Raw genomic sequence first — 23019 nt, forward strand, 5'->3', positions numbered from 1 at the left:
TCACTAAAAACCTTTAAAACAGATTTTATTTTTTTCAACATATTGTGTATTAAATAAATACAATATTTTTCTCGAAAAATCATCTCAGTTATAAACTATGGCAAAATTGCTCCGACAGCAATGTCACAACGATGTCCTGATTCACCATGTGGTGGATTAGGTTTTCCTGAAAATCCTTCGGCAGTAACTCCTACATTTTGCTGTGTGCTTTGAGGATCTACAACTATTTGTTGAGGAGCAACCTGAGGTTCAACACTTTGATTTTGCTGGTTAACCACTTGTCCCATTGGCTTGGAATCTAATGGAGCCCCCACTGGAATGTCACAACGATGATCTGGTTCACCATGCGGTGGATTTAATTTCACACCTCGGGAATCCACCGATAATGAGGCGGGCTGAGGAACTGCAAAACCCTCAGACGACACTTGTGGCAAAGCCTCGTTTTCCGAAACTGGAATGTGTTGGCTAATATTCTGTGATATATTTGATGAATTTGGTAACGGTGCTCCTACTGGAATATCACAACGATGACCAGGTGCACCATGCGGAGGATTCAAAATCACTCCCGAAGAACCTGTGGTAGGCAACTGAGAAGCACTTGTTGCATTCAGAAGTCCTAAGTTTTTATCAAAAACAGATGAATTTTGGCTACTTTGTAACAATGCCTCCGCTTGTTGTGTATTCAACAAAGCTTCTTCTGAAACCTTGATTTCATCAACACTATTTTTGCACGAAAACAGCAATAAAATACCTAATAAAATACCGATTTGCTTCATAATCATATCAATTTTGTGGCAAATATAACCCATTTTTTCAAAATAAAAAAGCCTTCAGAAATTTCAAATAATCTTGCTATTTTCGCTTTTCCAGCTCAAAAATCGTAATTTCAGGGCGTACATTAAACCGAACAGGAATGGAATGCCCTATTCCTCGGTTGACATAGAGCGTTCTTTGATTGGATAATTCAATTTTTCCTGACGCATATTCCTTATTTTTTAGGGGAAGTACGGGAGGTGTAAGAAAAGGAGGTTTACACTGCCCTCCATGGGTATGCCCCGAAAGAATCCAACCTTGATAATTTTGCCAAACCTCCAAATCACAAGTGTCAGGATTGTGACTCAAAACTACATTAGCTTGTGCTGCATCATAATTTTCAAAAGCCTTACTCGCATTGAATTCACCTGCCCACAAATCGTCTAATCCAATAAAGGTCAACCCCTCAATTTGAATACGTTCATTTCTCAAAACAACAATTTGGTGTGAACGCATCAACTGAACAATACTATCTGCCACTTTAGGCTCACGCCAATTCACTCCGTAATCATGATTCCCTAAAACAGCTATCGTTCCTAATCTTCCCTTCACGCAATGTTGCAAAGCCTCTTCCAATTTGTCGTACAGTACTTTTTTGTTTTTATAAGTAACATAATCGCCTGTATAAACCACAAAATCAGGATCATATTTTCTCATTTCTTCAAAAGTTGAAATCAGATAATCGTTACTTACCCAACGTCCCGTATGGAGGTCACTAATTTGCATCAAGGTTTTCCCCTCCAAATGTTTTGGTAAATACTCAATAGGCATTTTCATTGAAACAACTTCTACCCAATGACGCTCTATTTGCCAAGCATATAGAACCAAAAAAAGACATATCACCGTTGGTATGAAAATGATTTTTTTTATGATTTTTCGTGACTTCATGCTTTTGAATATTTTCACTTCCGACTGATTTCTCTTACTGAACGGTAAAACGACTCATAAAGAAAAAGTGAAATGTTTACAAGAATTATACATTTATTCGGAGAAATATAGCAAAAGTTATTTGACATAAAAAACTCTGTACCAGATTATTATTAACAAAAAACATCAATTATAATATCGATACGATTTTCTTGACTCCTACTCATACTATCATAAAAAGTTGTATTCGAAAGTCTGTAAATTAATACAGATAGATGATTATCAAAACTTTGATAAAAACAAAAGCCTTTCTTAACAGAAAGGCTTTTAGATGTGCAACACTTTTGATTTCGCGGTCTGGACGGGACTCGAACCCGCGACCCCCTGCGTGACAGGCAGGTATTCTAACCAACTGAACTACCAGACCTCATTTTGCGAGTGCAAAGATACTATTTTCTTTATATTTTCCAAAGAAAAAATATTTTTTTTAGCACTCTTTTTAAACTTCATTTATAAGTTGCTGAAAATCAAATTCAAATATTAAATTTTTTCCTAATTCAAAGCCTCTGCACCTCCAACGATTTCTAATATTTCGCCAGTAATCGCTGCTTGACGAGCTTTGTTGTAAGTCAATTTCAATTGATTTCTAAGTTCACTCGCATTATCCGTTGCTTTGTGCATTGCTGTCATTCGAGCTCCGTGTTCAGAAGCTACCGAATCACGTAATGCCTTGAACACCTGCGTTTTCAATGAACGAGGAATCAATTCCTTAACAATTTCTTCTTTGGAAGGCTCATAAATATAATCCACTGAAGATTCTTGTTCCTCTGCAACAGTCTGAATAGGTAAGAAAGTTTCCTCTATAACGATTTGTGTTGCTGCATTTTTGAAACTATTATAGACCAAAACAACCTTATCAAATCGACCTGATGTATATAATTCCGTCAATTCTGATGCCAACTCAGCCGCATCCGCGTAGTTTAGGTTATCAAAAATATGGGATTCATATCTGAAAACTTTGTCAGTTTTTTTCAAAACATCGTTTCCTTTTTTTCCTACGGTGTAAAACTCCACCTTTTGATTTTTATAAACAGTACTTTCTAATTCTAATGTTTTTTTGATAATATTAGAGTTAAAAGCTCCGCAAAGACCTCTATTAGAGGTGATTGGAACAATCAATATATTTTTAGCCACTTGAGGACGTTCGTTATAGATACTGTCGTTACCCAAAGCAGAACTAAGTTGTTCCAACAATTGTTTTAGCTTATAAGCATAGGGTTTCATCGCGATGATGGCATCTTGAGCCTTTTTGAGTTTTGCTGCCGACACCATTTTCATCGCTCCAGTAATTTGCATCGTGGAACTTACCGATGAAATCCTACTTCGTATTTCTTTTAAATTTGCCATAAATAAACGACTAAATTGTTTATTTTTTGTTATTTATTTTTTACGTTATTCTTTCCTTAAATGAAAAGAAGTGCGATTAGGACGCATGCTTCCTGTGCTTCAACTGAGGAAACATACCTCTGTTAAGAATTAAAAAGAGTATGTCTTATAAACATCTATCCCCTCTACTTTTCCTAACATCGGATTTTTGCTATTGAAAACACGATCAGTTTCAATAATGATGTCATCCAAATCAAATCCTTGTATAGTTCTCCCTAATAGAAAAGAAATGGTGTATTCTTTCCAACTTTTACCGTGTTCATGAGCAATATCGGATACTTTTTGCAATATTGTCCACATTTCATCTTCCGTTATTAAATTGCACCAATAGCACCATTTGGCTAAAGAAGCCGCTCTACACAAGTCCCATCCATAAACAGAATTTACCTCTTGAACTTGTTCAACTTCTACATCTAACCCTTTAGCAATTGCTTTTTGTATTTTGGAAAGTTCCTCAGGTTTTTGCTCGAAAATAGGAGCAAACCGAAAGGTTGATTTCAAATGCAAAAGCTCCCCAATGGTTTGTATAGCTTGTTCTCTATTAGTAATTTCCCATTGTTGGCGCAATCCTTGCTGATAAACATCCAATATTTCATTGGGCATCAAATTCAAAAGATTTTCACCTCGGTAATGAGCTAAAATTGCTCCAAAAGTAAGCAACCGTTTTTGTTCCTCATTCAGAGGGTTTTGATTGATATGCCCCGTTTGCTTGGCTAATCTATTTTTACTGTACTTACGACTGATAAAAATCTGTAACCCAATTAAAAGGACTGCTCCTACTCCAACGAGTATGTATACGTATGATGATGTCATGAAACTATATACCTAAAACTAATTATTTCGTGTATCTTTCTGCGATTTCCTTAGCTACATCTTCAAGCGTTGCTGTAATTTTATCATTGAACTGTCCCGCTTTAAGTTCATCCAAAACGTTGCGATGTTGTAAGTTCAAGAATTCCAAATATTCTTTTTCAAATTCCTTCACTTTATTTACAGGCACTTGACGCAACAAGTTTTTAGAACCTACATAGATAATCGCAATTTGATTTTCAACCGTATATGGGTCGTTTTGCGATTGTTTTAGAATTTCTACGTTACGTTTACCTTTCTCGATAACGTTCATTGTAGCTGCGTCCAAATCTGAACCGAATTTAGCAAATGCCTCTAACTCACGGTATTGAGCTTGGTCAAGTTTCAATGTCCCAGCAACTTTTTTCATTGATTTGATTTGAGCCGAACCTCCTACACGTGATACCGAGATTCCTACGTTAATCGCTGGACGTACGCCAGAGTTAAACAAATCAGACTCCAAGAAAATCTGTCCATCTGTAATTGAAATTACGTTCGTTGGAATATATGCCGAAACGTCACCTGCCTGAGTTTCAATGATTGGCAAAGCAGTAAGCGATCCGCCTCCTTTTACCAAATGCTTGATGCTTTCCGGCAAATCGTTCATTTTTCGAGCAATACTATCGTCAGCGATTACTTTCGCTGCTCTCTCAAGCAAACGAGAGTGCAAGTAGAACACGTCCCCAGGGTAAGCCTCACGTCCAGGTGGTCTTCTGAGCAATAACGACACCTCACGGTAGGCCACCGCTTGTTTCGACAAATCATCATAGATAATCAAAGCTGGACGACCCGTGTCACGGAAATATTCCCCGATAGCAGCTCCTGCAAATGGCGCATATACCTGCATTGGTGCTGGATCAGAAGCATTTGCCGCTACGATAGTGGTATAAGCCAAAGCTCCATTATCTTCTAATGTTTTAGCAATTGCAGCTACGGTCGATGCTTTTTGCCCAATAGCTACATATATACAGTACACAGGTTTTCCTGCATCATAAAATTCTTTTTGGTTAAGAATGGTATCAATACAAACCGTTGTTTTTCCTGTTTGACGGTCTCCAATAACTAACTCACGCTGACCACGACCAATAGGAATCATGGCGTCTACGGATTTGATACCTGTTTGCAACGGCTCATTTACTGGCTGACGGAAAATTACCCCCGGTGCTTTACGCTCCAATGGCATCTCGTATAACTGACCTGTGATAGGGCCTTTCCCGTCAATTGGCTGACCCAAAGTGTTTACCACACGACCTACAATACCTTCCCCTACATTGATGGAAGCAATCAATCCAGTTCTTTTAACTGTATCTCCCTCCTTAATATCTGTTGAAGGTCCTAATAAAGTAATACCTACGTTATCTTCTTCCAAGTTCAAAACGATACCTTTAAGTCCGTTGTCGAACTTTACCAATTCTCCGTATTGCGCATTCGACAGACCAAAAATACGAGCGATACCGTCTCCCACTTGTAACACCGTCCCCACTTCTTCCAAAGAAGCTGTGGCATCAAAATTAGCTAATTGCTCTTTTAAAATTGCTGAAATTTCAGCCGCTTTTATTTCTGCCATTTTTAGTTTATATTTTTTTATTTATAAATCTTTATTTGTAATAACTACTCAACAATAGTAACTATCCTATTGTTTTGAAAATTCATCAATTTATTATCCACGTATATTTTTTGTAATACGATAGCGTTTGTGGTTACAGAGAATTCGGATTTGATTTCGTATTTTTTATACCCCAAGTCAATAACTGTATGAGAAATTTTATCTTCGATATATAAAGAATTTATAAACACGTTTATCAGATACTTCTGACCCTCTTTTTCTGGGGCTATGAATGTAAAGCCCTTAGATTCAGCTAAATTTGGTCTGTCGAACAGTTCTAATTTATTGTTTTTATCCTTGTAATATATTTTAATATTTTTAGGGTCAAATTTCTCATTAAAAGGACTTAGTAAATCATTCCCTTGATTATCTACAACAGAAAAGGAGGCACTACTACTTAAGTGTTTACAACAACCTACTTCACTATTTTCCTCATTGTTTATTTTTTCATTATTTTTGTTACAAGAAAAAAACAATGCTCCCATGATAATAATAAATAAACTCTTTCTCATAGCTATTTTCGTATATTATAAATTATTCCATTTTTGTAATCAAAGGTTCCATAATCTCCTTTAAAGGGAGATAAATACCACCCATTCCAAAGTCCATCCCAGCCAAAATTCATATAGTATGAAGGTACGATTTTATCATGACAGTCATAGCCCCAGCGACCAACTTTTATACATATTTCAATCATAACTTCTTGATATCCATCACATACCCATGCGTGACCCCCTGTATATATAGATTGTCCATTAAAAATAAATTCTTCTCCTCCTCTTAAAATAACAGGATATCCATTTTTAATTTCATTCTCAATTTTGGACAGGATATCATGTTCTGTATATATAGCTGATTTATAACTATTGGAACTCTTGTCGTAATTTATTGAGTTTGAAAGCTACACTGGCGTTGTATTGAATATCGCCAATACGCAATATAAATCCCCCGATGATGCTCTCATCTACCTTATTCACTAAGGTAATATTTCGGCTTTGTTTCAAACTTTCTACCTTTTGTAACACTTGTTTTTTCATTTCCTCCGTAAGAGGGATTGCTGTGGTTACCTCAGCCGTTTGGTTATTTTTATATGAATTATAATGAATTACAAATTTCTCTGCAATTTGTTTCAAAATCGGCAATCGTCGATTTTCGATAAGCAAGGTGAATAAGCGTTGTACCTCTGGTGAAACTCCTACAAACACTTTATCCAATACATTTTTCTTAACCACAGTTTTTACGACAGGCGAAACCAAAAGATTGTCCAGTTCTTTATTTTCGTCTATTGTTTTATGAATCGAAGACATATCGCGGAAAACACTCTCCACAGCATTTTGCTGTAGGGCATATTCCAAAAGTGCCTTAGCATATCTGTTAGCTGCTCTGAATCCGTACATATTTTATTAGTTTAAAGTAGCTCCTTTCAAATATTCATTAATCAGAGTGGTTTGCTTCTCCTTGTCAGAAAGCTCGTTTTTGATGACTTTTTGAGCTATTTCAATTGACAACGAAGCAACCTTATCTTTCAATTGAGCAACCGCTACTTTTTTCTCATTATCAATAGCTTGTTTTGCTTGGTCAATCAATTTTTGTCCTTCTTTTTGAGCCTCTTCTTTAGCTTCAGCAACGATTTTGTCTTTTAACTCTTTCGCTTCTTTTAACATAGCGTCTCGCTCTGCTTTTGCTTCTGCTAACAAACGCTCGTTATCAGCTTTCAAATCTGCCATTTGCTTACGTGCCTCCTCTGCTGCTTCCAAAGCATTATTAATAGACTCTTCGCGCTGTTTAACCGCTGAAAGAATCGGTTTCCAAGCAAATTTTGCTAGTAAAAAAAGTAAAACTCCAAAAATCAACGTTCCCCAAAACAGAAAACTTTCAGGATTTGTAAAATTCATTGTTCTAAATATATTTAAATATGATTCGACTTTTCTTTTTTACGAAAAAACCACCTTACAGCCAACCGCTGTAAGATGATTTTAACTTAATTATTTTGCGATTAACGCAACAACCACGGCGAAAAGGGCAACACCCTCGATAAGTGCCGCTGCAATAATCATTGCAGTTTGAATTTTCGAAGCTGCTTCCGGCTGACGAGCAATACCTTCCATTGCGGCTGCTCCAATTTTACCGATGCCGAAACCTGCTGCCAATGCTGCGATAGCAGCTCCAATTCCTCCTAAAACCATAATAAAAAAAATTAAGTGTTAATAAAAAATTATAATTAAATATTTAAATTTCAAATATTTGCGATATGCCTTTTTGATATTAGTGATGGTGTTCTTCCACGGCTTGTCCAATAAACAAAGCTGATAGCAAAGTAAACACATAGGCCTGTAAAGCTGCTACCAACAATTCAAGTACGTTAATGAACAAAGCAAAAGCAATTGACACTGGAGACACCCATACTGTTTTAAAGATGAATATCAAAGAAATCAAACTCAAGATAATGATGTGTCCTGCAGTAATATTCGCAAACAAACGCACCATCAAAGCAAAAGGCTTAGTAAACATACCCAAAATTTCTACCGGAATCATAATTGGCAATAACCAAAATGGCACTCCTGGAGTCGCAAAAATATGTTTCCAATAGTTTTTGTTGCTACTAAAGACAGTTACAAAAAATGTTATAATCGCTAAAAATCCTGTGAACAAAATATCGTTGGTCAATGTACTAGCGAATGGGAAAAACGGAATCAATCCGAAAAGGTTTCCGAACCAAATCAAGAAGAAAATCGTCAAAAGATAAGGCATGTAACGAGCATACTTTTCTTCTCCTATCTGTGGAATAGCAATATCATCGCGTACAAACAATACCAACGGCTCTAAGAAACCTGCCATTCCCTTAGGTGCTTTTGGATTCTTTTTGTAAGATTTTGCCATTGGAATAAAGATTGCTAACAACAAAATCGACACTAAAATCATTGAAAAAACGTTTTTCGTTATTGAGAAGTTCAACGGACGAGTATTAGTCACATGTCCGTCTTTATCAAAAGAAAGGCTTCCATCAGGGTTTGTGTAGTGAATTACTTCATGAAAACGAGCAAACTTCATTCCCTTCTTCTCAACCACTACCTTTCCATCATTGTCATGGTGAAACTCACTTGACATAAAAGTTATCAATCCGTTATCCGTCCAAAGAATTACAGGAAGTGGCATTGAAATAGATTTTCCTTGAAAGTCGGTAATGTGAAACTCGTGCGAGTTACTGATGTGGTGCATAATCATCGAAACAGGGTCAAAAGCCTCTTCCTTGTCTTTATTGGCATCAGAAGAAAATCCCTGAAACGGAATGAAAAATAACAAAAATAAAACGAATTTCTGAATTATGTTTTTAGCTACCATTATTATTTTGTAAAAAATATAAAATTTGTATTTTTCCTTATTTGGGCAAATTTACATTTTCAATCGGAATTAAGAAAATTTTTGGAGTATTTTTTTTTAGTCCAATTTATATTTTTTTATAAAACACTGATAATCAAGTTTATTTTTGTTCTTATAAATTTTTATCTTAATTTCTAAAACTCACACCAGCAGGAAAAAACATTTTGTCTAAAAATATTTTTTTGCTTGATTTCTTCATCTTATTTCAATACCTTTGTAACTGAAAATTCGTAGTCTCTTAGGTATCATGTAAACCATAAAAACTCAGAATTTTAGTTTTTTTCAAATTACTAAAACTTTCGCTTTTATTTTTTTGAACTATGCTATTATTTCTGAAAATTGGAAGAAGACGGAACCTAAGTCTGTGTGCTATTTTTGATTTTAAACATTATCCAGTAAATATTCACTAAAATATCATATTATGAAAAAGTTTTTATTTTTAAGTGTACTTCTGGGAGCATTGGCTTGTAGCAAAGAAAAAGACGTGAAACTTTGTTGCTCTCCTCCTCCTATTTTTAATTTATATATAAACAAAAGTTCCGATTCCTACAAAGAGTTTTTGGACTCAGAAGGTAAGTTTGACACAAAAAATGTTTCTTTATACCGCATGAACGGTAACGTAAAAAAAGAATACCCAGTAGCACAGGTTTCCCCTTTGTTGCAGGAAAATTACCTTTCAGTAGGAACTCATCTTGATCGTATAAATGATGTTTATACGGGAAAAAAAGAAATCCTTTATCTCAAAAACGCTTCAAGAACGTACAAAATAGAAGTAGAAGGAGCTATGGTCAGCCACAATGGATGTTGCCCAGTTGCTAAAGTGAAAGAAATAAGAGTCGATGGCGTAAAAATTGAAAACGATTTTTTAGTAAAATAAAAAGTTAAACCCCGTAAAAAATGTTATCTCGGTTCTTTTTTATTATGGTAGGCTTGAAAAACTGAAAAGGCACGGCTCGGCCGTGTCTTTTCAGTTTGTTCCCAAAAATGAGAATACCTATTTTTCAGCCTCCAGGTCATTTATTTTCAGTGGATTGTGATTTAATTCATCGTACTCAATCCTATTTTTGAAAATATCGATCGCTGTAAAAACAGCTTGTCGGAACGAATCCGCATCGGCTATACCTTTTCCTGCAATTTCATAAGCTGTACCATGATCGGGAGAGGTGCGTACCCTACTCAATCCTGCTGTATAGTTTACGCCACTTCCGAATGAAAGTGTTTTGAAAGGAATCAATCCTTGATCGTGATAAGGAGCTATGACTGCATCGTAATTGCGATAGTTTTGAGTAGCGAAAAAGCTATCGGCTGAAAAAGGCCCAAAAACCAATATTCCTTGTTCAAACAATTTTTTCAGGGCAGGTCGAATCACTTCATCGTCTTCGTTACCTATGACTCCATTGTCACCACAGTGCGGATTGAGTCCTAAAACCGCAATTTTCGGTCGATGTAAACGAAAATCTTTACGCAACGATTCGTTCATTGCTTTGATTTTCTCAAAAATAAGGCTTTCAGTAATGTGTGAGCTAACCTCTTTTAACGGAACATGATCTGTGAAAAGTCCTACCTTAAGGTCTTCACTGACCATAAACATCAAACTCTTTCCGTTAAGTTCTTTGGCTAAATAATCAGTATGTCCAGGAAATGTAAATTCCTCAGACTGAATATTATTTTTGTTGATAGGAGCTGTTACCAACACATCTACATCACCTTTTTTGAGAGCTTCAACAGCCCTTTTTAGCGATAAAAAAGCATATTTTCCAGCTTCTTCTGTCACTTGTCCAAAAGCAATGCTGGGGGAATCCTTCCAACAATTTAACACATTGAGCTTCCCTACAATGGCATCTTCAATCTTGTCTATACCTTGAAAATTGGTATTTAACTCAAAATGTTTTCGCTGAAATGAAACCGTTTTATTGGAACCGAAAATGATAGGTGTGCATAATTCCAAAATCTTTGGATCTTCAAAAGTTTTTAAGATCACTTCCATTCCAATACCATTGATATCTCCTATGGAAATACCTACTCTAACTAATTCATCTTTCATTTATGTCTTATGTAAAATATTTTTTAGATTTGTTATTTTTGTCTTCAACATCACTTTTCCTATGTTAAAGCAGTGGTAATTATAGCTTTACGCTGCGCTACCATCTCGTTAAGTCTCCAAAATTACAAATAAATTAACTACTTTCAAAATATCTACTCAATTCTGTCTTTTTAGTTTCCACAGACAAAGTATAAAGGTAACAATCGCTACTATTACACCAAACAACAGAGAAAAAATAACTGTTCCTAAAGGCATTGTGTAACGTATCTGACCATCAACAATTACATAAGGAGGGTTTAACCACAGCAAGAATTGGTAAAATAGGACTGTAAAAATACTACATATCGCAATACTTACAACTAACGAAAGGATAATTTTATAAATCATTTGTTTGAGGTATCAGCTGTTCTTTCCAAATCCTCGCGTTCTTTTTTAAAATACGCTTTTCGTTTTTCGAAAGATACCAAATGTTCCTCTTTTAGATAAAAAAATGCATCGACCACAGAAAGCATATCCATTTCATAAGGAGTTAATCCTAAAAGATTTGATTTTTTAATATTGTTTTCTGTTATTTCCTTTCGGGAAGGTTCATTCCGTAGTGAAATAAAAGCGTAATCGGGATTGTAATTATCCAAAATATGCCGCTCAATACTTCCTTTTTTAGCTTTGGGTTTGAATTTTCCCAATCCCAAATATCCCTTGAAACCCGTAACCCCTGTGGCAGGCACAAAGCCTATTACATAGTATTGGTCTTTAAATTCTTCCCGAAGAAAATAGCCCATTGTTGAATTTTTAGGATTCTTTTTATAGTTTTCAATATTGGTAATATTATCCATCAAATGTATGGAAGCCGCCCATAAAATAATCTTTTTATCAGGAAATTCGTGATTGGCTAAATAACTCACATTTTTAGCCATCTGCTCATCTCTATTTGTTGATAGATTTTTATAATTGAATCTGTATAACGACTTTATGTTCTCGGTCATTCGTTCCCAAAAATAATAGTAGCCGTTTTTGGTTTCTAATTTATTTAATGCTTTCTTAACTTCACTAAATGTATTGTGAAGAACAAGCGTGTCTTTTGGAGGAACTTTGGTAAAATAATAACAGTAGTCAGCCGTAAAATCCAATGCTTTTTTGAACAACGAATCCGTTTTGATGTTTGAATCCGTGTCGGCATTTAGTTTTTCGAGAAATTCATTGTAATCATCGTTGAGTTTATAATCAGACCTATAAAATAATTTTTCATCAAACCCTGTGTAAATTAGCGGTCTGTCTGTTTTTTGAGTTTCTAAAATATAGTCAAAAAGCTCGTACATATCATCGGTTATCCACACACTGGAAATTTCTGTGAAATGCCAAGGTGTTTTAACTTGATTGGTTTTAACCGTTTCGTTATAATACTTTCTCAAATCATATAAAGGTGATTCTATAGCTATTACGTCAAATCCGCAATGTTGATGCATATATTTTACCATTTTAATTTTAGACACATAGGTTTCACCCATATAGTGGCTCGATTCACCAAGCCCTACAATACGGACGTTTTTCAAATCGTTTTGCAGGGTTGTTAAGTTTGTAAAATCGGCTTTTTCGTAATCCGACTTTGAAATGGTTTGTACTTGTGCAGAAGCAGTTACAAAAAACACGAGAGTGATAAACGACAGTATTCTTTTCATTTTTTATTTTTTAGATTAACATTTCAATTCAAAATGACAGCCATCATGAGTAATTCTATTAACAGAAAGATATTGAAAACCAAAAAAGCTGCCTTACAACTTCTGAAGACAGCTTTTTTATCTCATTTTATTATATGTCAGCATTTTCAACCTTCGTCCAAGTATCTTTTAGCCCAACGGTTTTATTGAAAACCAATTTTTCGGGGGTTGAATCAGGGTCAAGACTGAAATAACCCAATCGTTGGAATTGAAAACCTTCACCTACTTTGGCATCTTTCAAACTCGGTTCTACATAGGCGGTTGTCACTTTAAGTGAATCGGGATTTACGTATTCCAAAAAGTCTTTTTCTTGGCGGTCAGGCTCGGCAACAGTGAACAAACGGTCGTAAATGCGTGCTTCGGCTTCAATGGCGTGTGGCACAGACACCCAATGCAGAGTTCCTTTCACCTTGCGTTTGCTGGCCTCGGTTCCGCTTCCGCTACGACTTTCGGGGTCGTACGTACAATGAATTTCGGTGATATTTCCGTTTTCATCTTTCACAACACTTTCTGCCTTAATGATATACGCATTTTTTAAGCGAACTTCGCCTCCTAATTTCAAGCGGAAAAACTTATTATTCGCTTCTTCTCTGAAATCTTCTCGTTCGATGTAAATTTCACGAGAGAAAGGCACTTTGCGGAATGTCAAAATCTCCTCTTCAGGATTATTTTCAGCATCAAGCCACTCTTCTTTCCCTTGTGGATAATTGGTAATCAACACTTTAACAGGGTCAAGCACCGCCATTACGCGATTGGCTTTTTTGTTCAAATCCTCACGGATGCAAAACTCTAATAATGAAACATCTATCAAATTTTCGCGTTTGGCAATTCCGATAGTATCGGCAAATTTTCGGATAGACTCGGGCGTGTAACCTCTTCTGCGTAAGCCTGATATGGTAGGCATACGCGGGTCGTCCCAACCCGAAACGTGTTTTTCGTTTACCAATTGCAACAATTTTCGTTTGCTCACAATGGTATGCGATAGGTTCCGACGAGCAAACTCACGCTGTTTGGGACGGACTTTATCCTTGTCAATAATTTGGTCTAAAAACCAGTCGTACAATTCGCGGTGTGGCAAAAATTCAAGCGTACAAATCGAGTGCGAAATTTGCTCCAAATAATCGCTTTCGCCGTGAGCCCAGTCGTACATTGGGTATATACACCACTGATTTCCAGTACGATGATGACTTGAATGCATAATTCGGTAGATGATTGGGTCACGCATCAACATATTAGGCGACGCCATATCAATTTTGGCACGAAGTACGTATTTTCCGTTTTCAAATTCGCCGTTTTTCATTCGCTCGAAAAGTTGTAAATTTTCATCAACGGAAGTATTTCGATACGGACTTTCAGTACCCGCTTGGGTAGGCGTTCCTTTTTGTTTGGCTATTTCTTCAGAAGTTTGTCCATCTACATAGGCTTTTCCTTGCTTGATGAGCTGCACCGCCCAATCGTACAATTCTTGGAAGTAATCGGAAGCGTAACACTCTCTGTCCCACTCAAATCCGAGCCACTCCACATCGCGTTTGATAGCATCAACGTATTCTTGTTCTTCTTTGGACGGATTGGTATCATCAAACCGCAGATTTACAGGCGATTGATAACGCAACCCCAATCCAAAGTTCAAACATATTGAACTGGCGTGACCAATGTGCAAATAGCCATTAGGCTCTGGTGGAAAGCGAAAACGCAACTTGCTGGAAGAAAATCCATTTGCTAAATCTTCTTCAATAATATTTTCAATAAAATTATTTGATTTTTGTTCTTCTGACATCGTACTTCAAATTTTAAAATGCAAAAATAAGGATTTTTTGATTGCTTATATAGTCATTTAAAACTTTCTTCGTATTTTAGCCGAAATTTAGACATTTGAAAAGCGTTAAAAACGCAATGAAAAAGCAATATTTAAGAACAAACACTATTTCAAAAGAATAGAATATGGATATTCAATTCAACAAAAACGAAGATTTTAATAAACTGTCAGTAAGTGATTTACACAAACGATTAGCCAAAGTCAGAAAAGGAGGCGGAGAGAAAAGTATCCAACGGTTGCACGATCAAGGTAAGCTCTCGGCTCGTGAACGTATCGACTATTTGCTGGATAAAGACCGTGATTTTATTGAAATCGGAGCATTTGTTGGTGAGGGAATGTATGTTGAGCACGGAGGTTGTCCTTCTGGAGGTGTGGTCGTAGTTGTTGGATATGTTTCTGGGAAACAATGTGTTGTGGTAGCTAATGACGCTTCTGTAAAGGCTGGAGCATGGTTTCCAATCACTGGAAAGAAAAACCTACGAGCTCAGGAAATAGCCATCGAAAACCGATTGCCTATCATCTATTTGGTGGATAGTGCGGGAGTGTATTTGCCAATGCAAGACGAAATTTTTCCTGATAAGGAACACTTTGGACGCATTTTTCGTAATAATGCGGTAATGAGCAGTATGGGAATCACCCAAATCGCTGTTGTGATGGGAAGTTGTGTGGCGGGTGGAGCCTATCTGCCAATAATGAGCGATGAAGCTATGATCGTGGATAAAACGGGAAGTATCTTTTTAGCAGGAAGCTATTTAGTAAAAGCTGCCATAGGCGAAGATATTGATAATGAAACTCTTGGTGGAGCAACTACGCACTGCGAAATAAGCGGTGTTACCGACTATAAGGCTAAGGACGATAAAGATGCCTTAGACCGAGTTAAGCGAACAATATCAAAAATAGGCAATTACGAAAAGGCTGGATTCAACCGCGAAACACCACAAAAACCGCTCAAAGACCCGAAAGAAATCTACGGAATTTTGCCCATTTCACGCACTGAACAATTCGACATGAAGGAAATTATCCTGCGTTTGGTGGACAATTCAGAGTTCGACGAATATAAAGAAGGTTACGGGCAGACACTCATCACGGGCTATGCTCGTATTGATGGTTGGGCGGTGGGTATTGTTGCTAATCAACGTAAGGTAGTAAAAAACAAAAAAGGTGAATTACAATTCGGAGGAGTTATCTATTCGGACAGTGCCGATAAGGCTACGCGATTCATAGCTAATTGCAATCAGAAGAAAATTCCATTGGTGTTTTTACAAGATGTTACGGGCTTTATGGTGGGTTCAAAATCCGAACACGGGGGCATCATCAAGGACGGTGCTAAAATGGTAAACGCAGTCGGAAATTCGGTTGTGCCTAAGTTTACCATTGTTATCGGAAATTCGTATGGTGCAGGAAATTATGCGATGTGTGGCAAGGCGTATGACCCACGGTTTATTGTCTCATGGCCAAGTGGAAATATTGCCGTAATGGGTGGAGCTCAAGCTGCTAAAGTGCTTTTACAGATTGAAACGGCATCTCTCAAAAAGAAAGGAGAAACGATTTCAAAAGAAAAGGAAGAAGAGTTGTTCAATCAAATAAAATCAAAATACGATGAGCAGATTTCCCCTTACTACGCAGCTGCCCGCTTATGGACAGATGCCGTTATTGACCCTTTGGAAACCCGAAAATGGATTTCAATGGGTATTGAAGCCGCTAATCATGCTCCTATTGAAAAGTCTTTTAGCTTGGGGGTCTTACAAGTTTAAGAAAAGATGACAAACCCACACAAGCAATAGTAAACAAAAAAACTGCTAAAAATATTTTGATAAATAATTCTTAGCAGTTTTCAACACAATAGCTTGTATCAGATTCTGTCCAAAATCTTCGATTTTACACAATATCATCTTTACAATACTATTTCTCAGTATTTTAATTAAATTTCTATTTGATACTGAATGACATAAGTTCCCTTTCGGGAATCCACTTTTTTGGTGGTAGCATCGAATATAGGACGATTGTGGTAACCAAATGTTAATTTACTTCTATGTCCGTTAAAATAAACATTAAGACCTAAAGCATAAGAATTCACACTTTGATTAAGACCTTCAAAATCAGCTAATTTCCATCCAAAATAAGGTTGATAACGAGTGTTATTTTTCTCAGACTTTGACAGTAAATATCCTAATTGAAGTAATAGAGTATTTCCTGTTCCAATCACAGGAAAAGCATTGCCTCCGCCATTAAATGAGGTTCCAGAAGAGTCAAAAATACTGTTCACACCTATATTTCGAACATAATCCTCTCCAAAAAAGAGATTATTATAACCCAAATAGGCAGTAATAGCATTATTTTTTGCTGAAATCGGCATATCCATAAAGAAGTCGATACCTAAATTCCGATGATCATCATATGTTTTATTGGCTCCTACAGTTCTTTCAAACATTTTGGATTTATAACCATATCCAACCCCAATGTTTAGTATTTTTTTCTTTCCGATATATGTCCCCACACCTCCACTGTAAGGAGTTCTGTTACTTTCGTCTTCAAGAAATTCATATTTCACGTAGGTAGAATAACCTAAACTTGTATATTTCCGTGAATAATTAAAATCTGTAACTTGGGCATCGGTAGGAATTGCCATTGAATGAATTGACACATTGTAATCAAACTTACCTAATTGCCCTTTTGCATACATCCCAATATTGCGCCCCGTGTCGTCCAATTGATTCAGCGTAAATAACTGATGTACCGAGGGGTCTAAGTTCAGCATTGATCCATTTGCGATATCGACAAAGCGTCCAGCTCCAGTGAAAGATAGTTTTCCTACTCCGAGTTTGAATTTATTACTAAAAGTGTACTCTCCCAACATATCCAAAAGCCTTACATCGCTTGAACGAATGGTCTTCTGATTGATGTTGTTATTGCCTAATTGCATGTAAAAAAACAGATTCTTCTTGATTTGTGCTTGGAAAGAAATACGATAGCGTCGTACTGAAAAATCAAAAGTTTCGCTGACTGGTTCTTTATTGATAGTTGTACCAGGATTGGTAGCCACATACCTTCCCCAAAATTGACCTCTAATACCCGCTTGAATGTAAGTTTCTCCTTTTTCGTCAAAAGTATGTTTCAGTAATTGAGCATAAGAATTCACTGAAAATAAAGCTACTAGAGCAATAAAAATATCCTTTGTCTTCATCACTATGATTTTATGTTATCTCTCTGAAATCTGCACGTAAAGGTACGTTTTTTTTTAAATCTAACCAATCTTTCTGTGCAAAATTTAAGGTGAGAATTTAGGTTTATTAAAGTTTCGGATAGTTATTATTTTTGGTATCTGTATCAAACCTATTATCTCACGAAGATGTTGATTTTCATGATTCTTTCAAGGTTTAAAATTATTTCAAAACATATCAGACCCAAATTTTCGATTAACTTTTAAAACAAAAAAAAGAGGTTACTCGTTGGAATAACCTCTTTTTTATGGTATGATTTTTTCTTAGAAAATCGCAGCTAAATCTTTTTTGTATTTAGATAATAAAGCTCTCGTTAGACCAAGATTCGCTCTTGTTGAATCAACAGCTAAGTAAATAAAGTAAGCTCCACTTGCTGAGATGTCAATGATATGAATCTGATCGGTTAAAGTAATCAAAATGTCCTCAATTCTTTCTTTTGGAGTTAAACCTAAAACTTGAAGAGCGTTTTGTTTTGCTTTTACTACCTCAAGGTTATAAGCAGAAGCCAACGTTGGATCAAAATTAGGATTAACAGTTTCAGCTCCGTAAGAAACTCCAGATCTTACCTCTGTAACAGATACAGCTATAAATCCAGGAACGTTGTTTTTCATATCCTGAATGAATTTGTCTAATACGTTTGTCATCTTTTATAAATTTTATTATTGATTAAATATTTATTGTTTAAACTAAGAGGCATCGAGCGGATTCGAACCGCTGTACAAGGTTTTGCAGACCTCTGCCTAGCCACTCGGCCACGATGCCATTAAATTTTAGGTTGCAAAGATAAAACTTTTTATTAATATTAGCAAACTCTTTTGCGTTTTATTTTTATGCTAACCGATTCAACATCGCCTCCAATAGGAGGGTTTAGTTTTGATATTTTTAATGTAATTTTTTTTGAATCAGCAAGTTCTAAAAAAATTCTATCTGAAATTCGCCCAGCTACATGTTCCAAAAGCTTCGAACGAATTGCCATTTCTTCCATAACTATGCTGTTCAACCTAACATAGTTTATCGTGTCTGCAAGTTCATCACTTTCTATTGACTTTTGTAAGTTTAAGGATACTTTCAAATCCACCCGGTAATCACTTCCTATTAAGCCTTCTTCGGTTAAACAACCATGATTAGCAAAAACACGAATGTTTTTTAATATGATTTGTCCCATTGGTTTATCGATGCGTACACTTACAGTTACTAATTCCTTGGAATAAGTCAAGACCAATGGTCAATACATGCGTCCCAGAATTATATTTAATTAACTCATTTAAAGTCACTTGGTAAGAATAAGCGAAATAGAAATATCCTCTTTTTAAACCTGCCATAGGTCCTACGTTGAGAGGAGCCAGAATCTGATCATTCAAGAAACGATAGTTCGCACCCACCCAATAGTAGTCTTCCATATTTCTCCAACGAAGTTTGAGATTCAAATCGGTTGATGAACGTCCGTCACTTTCATAGTATTGAATGAACGTTGACGGCTCGATTTCAAAAGAGCCATTTCTTTCCATTTTATACAAATATCCTGCGTAAACTGTGTAGTTACGCAATCCTTTTGGTTCATTGGTAGCAAAAATATCAACATCTTTGTTTAAGATATTCAATGCATTCAAACTTGCAAACCACCCTTTGTAACGATATAAGACCCCAACGTCAAAGTTGTGATTGATTCGTGAACGATTATTTGTTACCGACGGGTCGATACCACTTGTTGTATCAAACTTGTCAATATCAATGCGGAAAGAGTTCAAGGCATAGGATATACCAAATGAAATGAAATGATTCTCGTAGCGATCCAATGTTAGGTGATGAGCAAAACTACCTTTTGCTCCCATTTGGCGTGTATTCCCGTTTTTGTCGTTATAGAGAATTAAACCTGCTCCGCTTCGCTCTCCAATACGAAGATCTCCAGAAAGCGATTGATAATCAGGTGCATTTTTTACTCCTACCCATTGAGAAACACCACTGAAACGCAACTTAATAAAGTCGCCAATCCCTGCATAGGTTGATGTAACTAAAAACTCACTGTCTGCTAAATATTGGTTCATTTGAGGCAGGTGCAACTCCTGTGAAAGGATTTTCCCTCCCGTAGCAATAACCATAAAAACAAATAATAGGATTTTTTTCATTGCTGATAAAAATTTAAAATACAATTGCATCCATATAACTTAAGATAGGGATGTGTTTCTAATTAGAGAAATTAGAATTTTGGACAAATATCTTTACTTTTTTTTTCTTATCCTATTTTTTTTTCATTTTAATGCATATATTTAACATATCATCTCTATTTTAACATTTTAAAAAGGTTTTATGTTAGAATAAATTTATGTATTAAAATATTGACTATCAATTATTTAAACTAAAAAATAGGAAAAGAGGCTCCTTTTCCTATTTTTTTCTATTTTTTATTTAAAAGGATTTTATTCTTTTCCTCTAACTTTCTTTTCCCATTTCCAAGCAGAAGCCATAGCTTCGTCTAATGTAGATTTTGATTTCCAGCCTAATATATTGTTTGCCTTATCGGTATTGGCGTAAGCAGCGGTGATATCACCTGCACGTCTGCCCACGATTTGATAATTCAGTTTCTCGCCTGAAACTCGCTCAAAACTATTGATTACTTCCAAAACGCTGCTTCCTGTTCCTGTTCCAACGTTGAAAACTTCGTAATTTTCAGTGTTTTTGCCTTCCAACAAGCGTTGTAGAGCCACCACGTGAGCTTTTGCCAAGTCTACCACGTGGATGTAATCGCGTATGCAAGTACCATCTGGAGTTGGATAATCGTCACCAAAAACAGATAGTTTTTCACGAAGGCCAATACCTGTTTGTGTAATAAAAGGAACTAAGTTTTGTGGCACACCAATAGGTAGTTCTCCTATTTCAGCTGATGGGTGAGCTCCTATGGGGTTGAAATAACGCAACGAAATAGCGTGTAGATTTGGGGTAACTTTGCATGTGTCGGAAATGATTTCTTCTCCAATTTGTTTGGTGTTCCCGTAAGGTGATTCTGCTTTTTTTACAGGGGCATTTTCAGTAATCGGAAGCTCATCAGCTTGACCGTAAACGGTACAAGATGAACTGAATATGAAATGTGCTTTTTTGAGTTTGGTTAACTCTTGTAGTAAATACACAAGCGTACTCAAATTGTTTTCATAGTACAACAACGGATTTTCAACACTTTCGCCCACCGCCTTGGATGCTGCAAAGTGAATCATCCCAGACACATCTTGATGACGCTTAAAGAAGTCAATCACAGCGTTTTTATCTCGTAGGTCAAATTTTTCAAAAATAGGCTTTTTACCTGTGATATTTACGATTCGTGGAAGTACGTCTTCCGATGAATTTGATAAATTATCAATAATAACCACTTCAAAACCCGAATTTTGCAACTCTACAACTGTATGCGAACCGATGAATCCAAGTCCGCCTGTTACTACGATTTTCATATATTTTTTACATTTTTTATGTTTATATTCTTCTGTTCTTATAGAATTCCTAATTATTTCTACCGTGTTACACGTAGTAGCTAATATGTCCGCTTCCTCAGATTGTTCCCTGATTTCGAATCACTTTACAAACGTTCAACAAAGGTACAGTTTTTTTAGAAATTTTACGCCGAAAAATTATAGATTTTGACCATTCCCTTCGTTTCTGATATTTAAGACTCGTTGTGGGAACGGAATTTCGATACCTTCTTCATCAAAGCGGAGCTTAATTTGTTCGATTGTTTCAAAGTAACAGTTCCAATAATCATCGTTGTTACACCAGTATCGTAGAGAGATATTCACAGAGCTATCAGCCAGTTCCTCCACAAAAACTACGGGAGCTGGGGTGTCAAATGCACGTTTGTCTTGGGAGACTATGTTTAGCAAAATTTCCTTAGCTTTTTGTAAATCAGAATCATATCCAATACCTACCATTACCTTTACACGTCGTTTGTCCTCTCGACTGAAATTGATAATGCTATCGCCAAACAAAGGTCCATTGGGAATAATAACTTCTTCATTATTAAATTTATTAAGCGTTGTATAGAAAAGTCCTATACTTTTTACAGTGCCTCGTTCATTTTTGGCTTCAATGTTATCCCCTATGCGAAAAGGTTTCAAAATCAGAATCATGATTCCCCCCGCGAAATTTGACAAAGAACCTTGTAGTGCTAAACCAATAGCAACCCCCGCACTCGCCAGAATAGCAAAAAACTGTGTGGCTGGGATTCCTATTATTTGTATTATAATGAGAAACAAAGCAATATACGACACCCAACGCACTAACTGGGTAAGGAAAATTTGAAGGGAGGAGTCCAATTCTCTACGTTCCATCACCCGTTTTAGTAGCTTCATTATTAGTCTTATAGCGTATTTTCCAACAATAAAAAAGACAATTGCTCCTATCAACGTAGGGATGAAATCAATTAAACTGGTAATCCATTCTTTTAGTAATTTTTCAAAATCTTGTGCTGTGAAGTGTTCCATTGTTTGTTAGTTTAGTGTGTATTTTTCAGTTTACAAAAGTAGTAAAAATTGAGGATTTCTGTAATAAGAATGGGGATTTTTTTGTGTTTTTTACTTTTGAACAGATAATTTTATTTTGTATTTTTGTATGAAGTTTCTAATACGTATTTCGATGGAAAACACACAAAAACATTTCTTCACAGGAATTTTTATTTTGGTATTATGGTTTTGGTCAATATTTTGGAATTTTCAAATCCTTTCACTCTGATTTTTCCATTACTGGAAGTTTTTTCAATCCTACTCCTTTTTCAAGGTTAATTGCTATTGGATTTGTTAGCGAAAATGTATGAAGAGAAAGGCGATTTAGAAAAAGCAAAACAACAAGCTAATATGGTCGTGTTATAAAAAGTATGATGAAAGTCCTGATTGTCAGGCTGAGCGTAGTCGAAGCCTTGTAATTATAGGGCTTTCGACTACGCTCAGCCTGACAAAGACACTTTCTTTTTTAAGGCATCATACTTTTTACATCACCTCCGCTAATATTTTATTGCAAAAACCTATAAAAATACCCTCTATGGCAGTGTTTGAAATGCAAGAAGAAATGAAAACGATATTAAATCGATGAAATACAAAATTAATGAAAACTTTTCGAAAAAACAATGTTGACTTTTTAAAATTTTCGAAAGAACTTTGTAGTGGATTTCAAAACGAACTAATCAAAGACACATAACATAAGGAAGGATTTATATTTTCATTTGGGATGAATGAAAATAGACAGTCGAACTGTTAGGTTGTTTCCTTATACGGCAAAAT

The 23019-nt window shown here is 36.0% G+C and carries 22 protein-coding genes and 2 tRNA genes; 2 read left to right on the plus strand and 22 right to left on the minus strand.

Going from position 1 to position 23019, the window contains the following annotated elements; translation table 11 throughout:
* Nucleotides 1–95: 95 nt before the first annotated feature.
* The 12 genes from CGC52_RS04830 to atpB form a co-directional block, all read right to left on the minus strand.
* Nucleotides 96–776 (minus strand): hypothetical protein, encoded by a 681-nt coding sequence (locus tag CGC52_RS04830; RefSeq protein WP_232751842.1) that lies wholly within the window; start codon nt 774–776, stop codon nt 96–98.
* Nucleotides 777–852: 76 nt separating this feature from the next.
* The gene (locus CGC52_RS04835; RefSeq protein ID WP_095894455.1) at nt 853–1701 is read right to left on the minus strand and encodes a metallophosphoesterase; all 849 of its coding nucleotides are present in this window, start codon (nt 1699–1701) and stop codon (nt 853–855) included.
* Nucleotides 1702–2033: 332 nt separating this feature from the next.
* Nucleotides 2034–2107, minus strand: a tRNA-Asp gene (locus CGC52_RS04840).
* 125 nt (nt 2108–2232) lie between these two features.
* Complete coding sequence (gene atpG, locus CGC52_RS04845; protein WP_095893601.1) at nt 2233–3087, minus strand: ATP synthase F1 subunit gamma; 855 nt, start codon at nt 3085–3087, stop codon at nt 2233–2235.
* Nucleotides 3088–3216: 129 nt separating this feature from the next.
* A complete protein-coding gene (locus CGC52_RS04850) occupies nt 3217–3939 on the minus strand; it encodes a DUF1266 domain-containing protein (protein WP_042008532.1) in 723 nt (240 codons plus the stop codon).
* 22 nt (nt 3940–3961) lie between these two features.
* A complete protein-coding gene (gene atpA, locus CGC52_RS04855) occupies nt 3962–5542 on the minus strand; it encodes a F0F1 ATP synthase subunit alpha (RefSeq protein WP_095893602.1) in 1581 nt (526 codons plus the stop codon).
* Nucleotides 5543–5586: 44 nt separating this feature from the next.
* The gene (locus CGC52_RS04860) at nt 5587–6093 is read right to left on the minus strand and encodes a hypothetical protein (RefSeq protein WP_095893603.1); all 507 of its coding nucleotides are present in this window, start codon (nt 6091–6093) and stop codon (nt 5587–5589) included.
* A gap of 2 nt (nt 6094–6095) precedes the next feature.
* Entirely contained in the window at nt 6096–6470 is a 375-nt protein-coding gene (locus CGC52_RS04865) for a C10 family peptidase (protein WP_082021469.1), read from the minus strand.
* Nucleotides 6445–6978 (minus strand): ATP synthase F1 subunit delta, encoded by a 534-nt coding sequence (gene atpH / locus CGC52_RS04870; RefSeq protein ID WP_095893604.1) that lies wholly within the window; start codon nt 6976–6978, stop codon nt 6445–6447. Before atpH ends, CGC52_RS04865 begins: the two co-directional genes overlap by 26 nt.
* 6 nt (nt 6979–6984) lie before the next feature.
* Nucleotides 6985–7476 (minus strand): F0F1 ATP synthase subunit B, encoded by a 492-nt coding sequence (locus tag CGC52_RS04875; protein WP_042008542.1) that lies wholly within the window; start codon nt 7474–7476, stop codon nt 6985–6987.
* Nucleotides 7477–7566: 90 nt separating this feature from the next.
* Nucleotides 7567–7767 (minus strand): ATP synthase F0 subunit C, encoded by a 201-nt coding sequence (gene atpE / locus CGC52_RS04880; RefSeq protein ID WP_042347689.1) that lies wholly within the window; start codon nt 7765–7767, stop codon nt 7567–7569.
* A gap of 79 nt (nt 7768–7846) precedes the next feature.
* Nucleotides 7847–8923: a F0F1 ATP synthase subunit A gene (gene atpB / locus CGC52_RS04885; protein WP_095893605.1), complete on the minus strand. Its 1077-nt coding sequence runs from the start codon at nt 8921–8923 to the stop codon at nt 7847–7849.
* A gap of 460 nt (nt 8924–9383) precedes the next feature.
* On the opposite strand from atpB, the gene CGC52_RS04890 reads away from it, so the two are divergent.
* On the plus strand, nt 9384–9839 hold the full coding sequence (locus CGC52_RS04890; RefSeq protein ID WP_042343080.1) for a hypothetical protein: 456 nt from the start codon (nt 9384–9386) through the stop codon (nt 9837–9839).
* Between the two features lie 117 nt (nt 9840–9956).
* On the opposite strand, the gene pdxA is transcribed toward CGC52_RS04890, so the two are convergent.
* From pdxA to CGC52_RS04910, 3 genes are all read right to left on the minus strand, one after another.
* Complete coding sequence (pdxA, locus tag CGC52_RS04895) at nt 9957–11006, minus strand: 4-hydroxythreonine-4-phosphate dehydrogenase PdxA (protein ID WP_095893606.1); 1050 nt, start codon at nt 11004–11006, stop codon at nt 9957–9959.
* A gap of 383 nt (nt 11007–11389) precedes the next feature.
* Entirely contained in the window at nt 11390–12685 is a 1296-nt protein-coding gene (locus tag CGC52_RS04905; RefSeq protein ID WP_095893608.1) for an erythromycin esterase family protein, read from the minus strand.
* 130 nt (nt 12686–12815) lie between these two features.
* The gene (locus CGC52_RS04910; RefSeq protein WP_095893609.1) at nt 12816–14501 is read right to left on the minus strand and encodes a glutamine--tRNA ligase/YqeY domain fusion protein; all 1686 of its coding nucleotides are present in this window, start codon (nt 14499–14501) and stop codon (nt 12816–12818) included.
* Between the two features lie 164 nt (nt 14502–14665).
* Between CGC52_RS04910 and CGC52_RS04915 the strand changes: the two genes are divergently transcribed.
* Entirely contained in the window at nt 14666–16294 is a 1629-nt protein-coding gene (locus CGC52_RS04915; RefSeq protein WP_095893610.1) for an acyl-CoA carboxylase subunit beta, read from the plus strand.
* Nucleotides 16295–16461: 167 nt separating this feature from the next.
* Here the strand turns inward: CGC52_RS04915 and CGC52_RS04920 are convergent, their stop codons facing one another.
* The 7 genes from CGC52_RS04920 to CGC52_RS04950 form a co-directional block, all read right to left on the minus strand.
* Nucleotides 16462–17724 (minus strand): hypothetical protein, encoded by a 1263-nt coding sequence (locus tag CGC52_RS04920; protein ID WP_095893611.1) that lies wholly within the window; start codon nt 17722–17724, stop codon nt 16462–16464.
* 300 nt (nt 17725–18024) lie between these two features.
* Nucleotides 18025–18405, minus strand: coding sequence for a hypothetical protein (locus CGC52_RS04925; protein ID WP_042006804.1), 381 nt, complete (start codon nt 18403–18405; stop codon nt 18025–18027).
* 47 nt (nt 18406–18452) lie between these two features.
* Nucleotides 18453–18523 (minus strand) — tRNA-Cys (locus CGC52_RS04930).
* A gap of 40 nt (nt 18524–18563) precedes the next feature.
* Nucleotides 18564–18926, minus strand: coding sequence for a dihydroneopterin aldolase (gene folB / locus CGC52_RS04935; protein WP_042343064.1), 363 nt, complete (start codon nt 18924–18926; stop codon nt 18564–18566).
* 4 nt (nt 18927–18930) lie between these two features.
* The gene (locus tag CGC52_RS04940) at nt 18931–19887 is read right to left on the minus strand and encodes a type IX secretion system membrane protein PorP/SprF (protein WP_042343096.1); all 957 of its coding nucleotides are present in this window, start codon (nt 19885–19887) and stop codon (nt 18931–18933) included.
* A 291-nt stretch (nt 19888–20178) separates the two neighbouring features.
* On the minus strand, nt 20179–21201 hold the full coding sequence (gene galE / locus CGC52_RS04945) for a UDP-glucose 4-epimerase GalE (protein ID WP_042006809.1): 1023 nt from the start codon (nt 21199–21201) through the stop codon (nt 20179–20181).
* A 177-nt stretch (nt 21202–21378) separates the two neighbouring features.
* Nucleotides 21379–22227: a mechanosensitive ion channel family protein gene (locus CGC52_RS04950; protein WP_095893612.1), complete on the minus strand. Its 849-nt coding sequence runs from the start codon at nt 22225–22227 to the stop codon at nt 21379–21381.
* Between the last annotated feature and the right edge of the window lie 792 nt (nt 22228–23019).

It is taken from the genome of Capnocytophaga sp. H2931 (genome assembly GCF_002302535.1).
Taxonomy (GTDB): Bacteria; Bacteroidota; Bacteroidia; order Flavobacteriales; family Flavobacteriaceae; genus Capnocytophaga; species Capnocytophaga canis.